This is a genomic window from Halomonas sp. SpR1 (genome assembly GCF_031010175.1).
Taxonomy (GTDB): Bacteria; Pseudomonadota; Gammaproteobacteria; order Pseudomonadales; family Halomonadaceae; genus Vreelandella.
This window is the reverse complement of the sequence record NZ_JAUAMB010000021.1, coordinates 76,495-83,558: the sequence shown is the minus strand read 5'-3', so window position 1 is coordinate 83,558 and position 7,064 is coordinate 76,495. Positions and strand designations below refer to the sequence as shown.

At 55.5% G+C, this 7,064-nt stretch carries 7 protein-coding genes; 2 read left to right on the top strand and 5 right to left on the bottom strand.

The window, feature by feature from the left end; genetic code table 11:
* Positions 1–114: 114 nt before the first annotated feature.
* Positions 115–666: a hypothetical protein gene (locus tag QT231_RS15275; protein WP_308337709.1), complete on the top strand. Its 552-nt coding sequence runs from the start codon at positions 115–117 to the stop codon at positions 664–666.
* A 199-nt stretch (positions 667–865) separates the two neighbouring features.
* On the opposite strand, the gene QT231_RS15270 is transcribed toward QT231_RS15275, so the two are convergent.
* From QT231_RS15270 to QT231_RS15250, 5 genes are all read right to left on the bottom strand, one after another.
* Positions 866–2,149, bottom strand: a complete 1,284-nt coding sequence (locus tag QT231_RS15270) for a hypothetical protein (RefSeq protein WP_308337708.1) — start codon at positions 2,147–2,149, stop codon at positions 866–868.
* 78 nt (positions 2,150–2,227) lie between these two features.
* Positions 2,228–2,533 carry a DNA-binding transcriptional regulator gene (locus QT231_RS15265; RefSeq protein ID WP_308337707.1) on the bottom strand — a complete coding sequence of 102 codons (306 nt, stop codon included), beginning with the start codon at positions 2,531–2,533 and terminating at the stop codon, positions 2,228–2,230.
* Positions 2,514–2,897, bottom strand: a complete 384-nt coding sequence (locus QT231_RS15260) for a type II toxin-antitoxin system RelE/ParE family toxin (protein WP_308337706.1) — start codon at positions 2,895–2,897, stop codon at positions 2,514–2,516. Before QT231_RS15260 ends, QT231_RS15265 begins: the two co-directional genes overlap by 20 nt.
* A 366-nt stretch (positions 2,898–3,263) precedes the next feature.
* Complete coding sequence (locus tag QT231_RS15255) at positions 3,264–4,712, bottom strand: sodium:alanine symporter family protein (RefSeq protein WP_308337705.1); 1,449 nt, start codon at positions 4,710–4,712, stop codon at positions 3,264–3,266.
* 101 nt (positions 4,713–4,813) lie between these two features.
* The gene (locus QT231_RS15250) at positions 4,814–5,680 is read right to left on the bottom strand and encodes a LysR substrate-binding domain-containing protein (RefSeq protein ID WP_308337704.1); all 867 of its coding nucleotides are present in this window, start codon (positions 5,678–5,680) and stop codon (positions 4,814–4,816) included.
* 160 nt (positions 5,681–5,840) lie between these two features.
* On the opposite strand from QT231_RS15250, the gene QT231_RS15245 reads away from it, so the two are divergent.
* Positions 5,841–7,013: a TauD/TfdA family dioxygenase gene (locus QT231_RS15245; protein ID WP_308337703.1), complete on the top strand. Its 1,173-nt coding sequence runs from the start codon at positions 5,841–5,843 to the stop codon at positions 7,011–7,013.
* The last annotated feature ends 51 nt before the right edge of the window (positions 7,014–7,064 follow it).

Genomic DNA, 7,064 nt, shown 5'->3' with positions numbered 1-7,064 from the left:
TACTAGGCTGGCAGCTTCCTGCTTAAATTCAGGCGAAAAAGTACGTCGTTTCTTGGTCATCAGACACCTCGTTTATGGTGGCAATATTACCACCTACGTTGGTGTCCGGTTTTATTGAACCACTACACCTTGCCTAATCGTGATCGGGTATTTTTCGACACCGCTGACGTCCTTGCCATACGGGAAGCAATCAAGGCTTTGGTCGAAGTAGTGTTGCCGATCGGACGAATTACTTGCGGCGGTCATCCGGCGATAACACCGCTCTTGGCTCTTTTCGCCCGCGAGTCAGGCCTCGATCGTGACCGGTTGGCGATTTACCAAAGTAAACTGTTTGAGGGACGATTACCTCCTGAACTGGCAGAGTTCGTCAACGTGCACATGGTACCTGCGGTCAATAACAACAGAACGGCCAGTTTGACGGCCATGAGGCGTGCAATGATCGGAAGCCGCAGTTTCAGCGCAGCGGTGATCGTCGGCGGCATGGAGGGTATCTACGAGGAGCATAAATTGTTCGTCGAGCGCCACCCCAATGCCGAAGTGCTGCCGCTATCAACGACAGGGGCCGCCGCCAGAATCATTTATCAGCAGGGAGAATATGATCCGACTCTTGCGCGTGATCGAACCTATTCCAGCTTATTCCGTCGAAAGCTTCTGCCTGTGAATTGACGCGGCTAACTTACGATATAAGCTAGGAATATCGCACAGATGAAGTGCGCGATAGTCAATGATAAGAACTTGAGAGGCACCCTTATCAACCAAGTAATCCGGACACCCACTTTAGATAGCATTCTGTATGCCAAGCACCATGCAACGTCAGTCACGTAGAGAACCTGGCTTGGCTACGCCGGAGTACTCATAAGGGATTTCACACCTCGTGGCGGGCTGCTGTGCGATTATGCCTGAGATCCGAAACTACGGCGATCAATCTATTGACCGGCTCGGCCAATCGTTTCGGTAATACACGATGCTCGGAAAATATTTTTTCACTGGCAATCCAGCGCTTCGCAACCCATATATCGTCTTCGGGGTGATTGTTGTCCACACCGTTGCAATACTTATAGCCAACAAGTGCATCGGTATGCGAAAGCAGGATACGCGCCATAGTCATGTGGAAACGGTGCGCCTGAAGATCTGCTGGCCCCTTGGGTCGAGGAAGGGTCAGGCGAAGACATTTCTGATCATTGAAGTCCTTCCAGTCAGGCCCGACAACCTGCCCGGCACGCTCCAGCATCTTACGGGCCTGGTCGTTCTTACCGTTGACTATCGCCACAGAAACTGTTCCTCTCGGATACTCCAGCTTTTCGGCCAGCAGATTCATCCAGTTCACCAGTTTGTTCAGCGTTTTATCGTCGGCAAACACCAGGAACTGATGGCGTTGCTCGTCGTCGAGAAACGCCGGCAATTGCGCATAAAGTGGGTATAGCAAGTCATGGAGATAGATGTAGGTCTGCCGGCGACCTTGCTCATGGCTGCGTGTAGTCGCAGTCAATACCCGCTGTGCCCATTCCGGTGTCAGCTCGGGCAGGGCCATTTCGGTGATATCGATGGAGATGAGTGGGAAGCCGAGAGACTTTCCGATCAGCGTCTTGCGACCATCAAAGGCATGGCCAAGTTCGATTTCAACACCGCCAAGCACCATCGGCTCAGCCTGAACCGGCGGCCCAAGCACAGCCACGTCGAGCCGGAACTTGCTGCCAAAAGGCGTCTCTAGGGGATGTTCAGTTGCCACTCGGTCGGCACCAAGCAGCAAGTTCCCCTCCAGCGGATAATCCGATGAGTCCACATCCTTGAACGCCCAGGGCATAGCAAGCCCAGCACGCAAGCGCCTTGAGAGTTCGTCCGCGACAAGTTCTTTTGCCCGCCGGTGTTCAGGGCTTTCTTGTACAACACGCCCACGGCTGATCTCTTCATCATCGAAATGCGCTTTAGGGTTAAAGGTGTGTTGGGCAGGGAGTATCCGAAAATGGGATCGCCGACGCAATTTCCCATTTTCAAAAGAGGGGCTGACCCACGTCACCATCTGTCGTGATCCGTCGGGAGAGACTAATGGCCACAGCTTGCGCGCATGTTCACGGCTTCGTACATCACATGCCAAGATTATGGTTTGGAAAATTCCTTTCCGGGAGAAAACTACAATCGCCTCGTCCATTTTCGCCTCCCCGGTTACGCCGATACGGCAGCTATTCTCGTGGCACTATCCACTATCAGCATCTCCGTCGTACACTCATCAGATAATAGCCTGCAAGCCCTTGTCGGCGATGACATTAAGCAGCTTGAGCGCAGGGCCAGCTGGACGCGTTTCGCCCTGCTCCCACTTGCGCACCGTCGAAGCGGAGGTGTGCAGATGATGGGCGAACACTGGCTGACTGAAGTGCAGCCCCTCACGCAGACGTTTAATGTCGTCGGCGCTGAACTCGCGTACCGGCGGCGGACAGATCGCGTCGAACTCACGCATCGTCACTTTGCTGATCGCACCGGCGTCGTGCAATGCGGCCAGATCACCGCGCAAGGATTCAATGATTTTGCTTGTCACAACAAACCTCCTGTAGGACACCAGCCTGCAATGCCTTCACCAATTCCTTAGCCGACAGCTCTAGAAATACCTTGCCAGCATATTGCAGCGCTTTTTTCTCGTCCCGCGTGATGTTCGCCTTGTTGCTTTTCGGGAACCCATGCAGGAATACATAACGGTGGCCAACACGGGCCGATAACAAGGTGCGGTAGCCACCGCTCTTACCCGCGTCCGGGCGGGCAACTCGCTTCTTATAGAGGTGGCCGCCTAAGTCGGCATCAATCAGTCCACTTTCCATTTCCTGAACTGCCCTGCACAGGGCCTCATCGGACAGTTTCTCGCCCGTCTGCCACCGCGCAAAGTCCTTTCGCTTCAAGACGTTCATACTCGTCCACCTTCAAAATATACCCGTAACGGGCATGGTTGTCCAGCTCCTGCTCGTGGCAGGTTGCCTGCTAGCCCCCAGAGGCCGCCCATGTTCAATAGTCGCAACAGCGTTGCGACTATTGAACCGGAAAACCCAGACGCCGCAATATTAAGCCTACCCACTCATGGGCTTAGACATGCTGCCGGTTTTGTTGTCCAACCAAATCTAGCTTAGGCGTAGTCCAGCAAAGTACGCTGTTGGAGTCATGATGAAATAAAAAAAGCCCCGCGACGCAAAATGCGAGGCGGGGCGCAGCCAGCGTATTAAATGGCTTGGGTTCGTTTAATTTAGCTCGTTTGGTTCAAATAGGATACTTTGGTTCGATTACTTCTTGGGCCAAGCCTTTGGATCAACTTTATTCACCAGTTTAGGGAAGCGGCTGGGGTCGAATACCGGCTCTTTGCCCGCTTTCAACTGCTTTTCGTAGTCGCGGAACAGCGAGAAAGCCACCGGTGACAGCATGAGAATAGCGACCAGGTTAATAATCGCCATCATGCCCATAGAGAGGTCGGCAAAGTTCCAGATCGCCCCTAGACTGGCGACTGAACCAACCATAATCATCGCCAGTACCGCTAGGCGATAAATCAGCACCGCGACGGGCGCACGACGACCGGCCAGGTACTCGATATTAGATTCACCGTAAGAGTAGTTGGCAATCACCGAGGTAAAGGCAAACAGCAGAATCGCCACCGCGATAAACATGCCGCCCCACTCGCCCACATGGCTGGAGAGCGCCATTTGGGTCAACTGGATGCCGTTGTTCTCATCCCCCGCCATCAATTCAGGCCCGGCCATAATGATGATGGCCGCCGTGGCCGTGCAGATCACCAGCGTATCCAGAAACACCCCGAGCATCTGAATAAAGCCCTGGGCAGCGGGGTGATCGGGCCGCGTAGAGGCGGTAGCCGCCGCATTGGGCGCCGAACCCATGCCCGCTTCATTGGAAAATAATCCGCGCTGAATGCCGTTCATAATCGCCTGGGAAACCGCGTAGCCTACCGCCCCACCGGCCGCCTGCTCAAAACCAAACGCACTGCGAATAATGGTCATTATAGCTGTGGGCAAGTCGCTGATATTCAATCCAACGACGACCAACGCTAGCACTAGGTAGAGCAGCGCCATCAGCGGTACAACAAGCTCAGCTACCTTGGCAATCGACTTCAAGCCGCCAAAGATGATCGGCGCAACCACCGCCATCAACACTAACCCCATTGCCCAGGTGGGAACGGCAAATGCCTGCTCCATGGCCTGGGCGATAGAGTTGGCCTGAACGCTGTTAAACGCCAACCCAAAGGCAATAATCAAACAGATAGAGAACAAAACGGCCAGCCAGCGCAAGCCCAAACCACGCTCAATATAACGCGCGGGGCCGCCACGGAAGGTGTTGTCTCCGTGGTCGGTTTTATATGCTTGGGCCAGGGTCGATTCTACAAAGCTGGTCGCCATCCCCACCATGGCGGTCATCCACATCCAGAAAATAGCGCCAGGGCCGCCCAAAGAGATCGCCACCGCGACCCCTGCCAGGTTACCCGTGCCTACCCGGGCCGCCAGACTGGTAGAGAGCGCTTGAAACGAAGAGATACCACCATTTGATTGGCGGGAACTTCCCAGCAGCTTGAACATATGACCGAAATAGCGCAGTTGAATAGCGCGGGTCATCACCGTGAAATAGAGGCCTGCACCAATCAGCAGGTAAATCAGCACGCTGCCCCAGAGCAGGCCATTACCGCGATCCACCAGCGATGTGAGCAACGGAGGAAGAGTAAAGTCCATGAAAAACACGCCTTTTTAAACAATGAAGGCGCATCATTCTTCACGGTTGCACCAAAATGGCAAGAAAAATGGCAAAAAGACGTTAGGACAGCAATAACCACTTACCCTACTGAATCGCAAAGCCACTGCCACACCAAGGCGGCTTCGTCGCTAACGTGGCGTCGGCTAGGACGCACCAACCAGAAGCGTTCCTCGCTGGGCACGCTCAGCTCAAAAGGTGCCACTAGATCCGTGCGCTGTTCCATTAACCGTCGGTGGGTGAGCGCGATACCTCCGCTCTGACTAGCCAGGGCTAGCGTCATCACCTGGTTATCGCAGGTAAGCGACCAGCACTGCGCTTCCAGGTGGGCAACCCCCGCTTCCTGCAGCCACCCCGGCCACCCCACACCAAAACCGACAGCGTGCAGCAGCGTATGCCCAGCCAAATCGCTTGGCGCGGTTAGCGTCTCCGCCAAGGCTTGCGAGCAAACAGGCAGCAATTGTTCTTCGCCTAGCGGCTGCATTTCGATGCCCGTCCACTCCCCTTTGCCATAACGAATTTCGATATCCGCCCCTTCGGGGCCAAAGTCATCCGGCCAGATAGCGCTCACCAGGCGAATCGCCACTTGGGGGTGAGCGCGGTGGAAAGCAATCAACCGCGGCGCCAGCCACGACTGCTGAATAACCGGCGTGGCCCGCAGCGTTACCGGCTGCTCGGACGTGCTGCCAAACACCTCCAGAGTGCCTTCGCTAATCCGCACAAAGGCATCGTGAATACTCGGTAGCCACGCCTGCCCGGCGGGAGTGAGCGTCAAACTGCGCGCATGGCGCACAAACAACTTCTGCCCTACGCGGTCTTCCAGCAGCCTGACACGCTGACTAATGGCCGCTTGAGTGACACCCAGCTCATTGCCGGCGGCAGTAAAACTCAGGGTGCGCGCCGCAGACTCAAACGCTTGGAGCCATAGTAGAGGCGGTAACTGACTCATGAAAAAGAGACCTATAAATAAAATGACATCTCAGGGGTCAGATTAATCGTTTGTCACTGCCGCGGCTACTCCCCATCCTAGACAGCACTGAAGCAACCCCCTTATGCACGCCCTAAAACCTCTGCAGGCGCTGCCACTTAGGGAGCGAATTGGAGTTCTCATGAACGGCGCTTTACAAACCACACCTCAGAATCATGCCCCCGAAATGGGCGAATTAACGCCTTATCACTCTGGCCCGGCACTCACCCAAGCCACGCTGACTCAGCAAGGCGTAGCGCTAACGTGGCAAGATGGTCAACAAACGACCCTGCCCCTGCGCTGGCTACGCGACCACTGCGCCTGCCCGGCCTGCCGCCACCCGCAAACCCGCGAAAGGCTCTACCTGCCGCTTGAGGAAATCACTGAGCCGCCGACCGTTGCGCTACTCGATGGTCATTTACACCTTAACTGGCAGGATGGTCACATCAGTGCCTTTCATAGCGGCTGGCTTTACCAGCGCCGCCCAGAAGCCGCGCTCACCTCAGCCATCCCCAAGGTCGCACCGTGGGAAGATAACTTTGCTCCCGAGCGCATTCGCCATAGCGACTTTTTAACACCTCAGGGCGAAAAAGCCTGGCTGACCGCCATGCTACGGGACGGGCTGGCATTGATGACCGACGGCCCCCTGGTGGAAGAGGAAGTAAGCCGCCTAGCCGAGCGTATTGGTCCCCTGCGCGCCACCAACTTTGGCGCCCGCTTTGACGTGCGCTCCAAACCCAACCCCAATAACGCGGCCTATACCGCGGTGGGATTACCGCTGCATATTGATTTGCCCAACTGGCGGCAGCCGCCGGATATTCAACTGCTTTACTGCCTCCAAAACGGCGCCAGCGGAGGAGAGTCACTGTTTGCCGATGGCGTTCGGGTCGTAGAGGCTCTGCGCCAGCAATCTCCGGAAGCGCTGGCAATTCTCAGCGAAACGCCGATTGATTTTCGCTTTCAGGATGAAACCCACGACATTTCCCTGCGGGCGCCAGTGGTCACTCTGGATAGCGCAGGCAACCTGGTCGAAATACGTTTGAACAACTGGATTCGCGATGCCCTTCACCTGCCGGTAGAGCAGATGGATGCCTGGTACAGCGCCTACGCCCTGCTTTGGAAACTGTTTCACAGCGAAGCACACCAGCTAGAGTTCACCCTTCTCCCGGGCCAGATGGTGGCGTTTGATAATCGCCGGGTACTTCACGGGCGCCGCGAGTTCGATCCCAACAGCGGCGCACGTCATCTACAGGGCACCTATTTAGACCGCGACATGCTGGCTTCACGCCTTCGTGTACTGGCCCGCAACGATTAACGCGGTATTCCTTTATTTAACAACAACCGCTATCCGACAAAAACGAGTCGA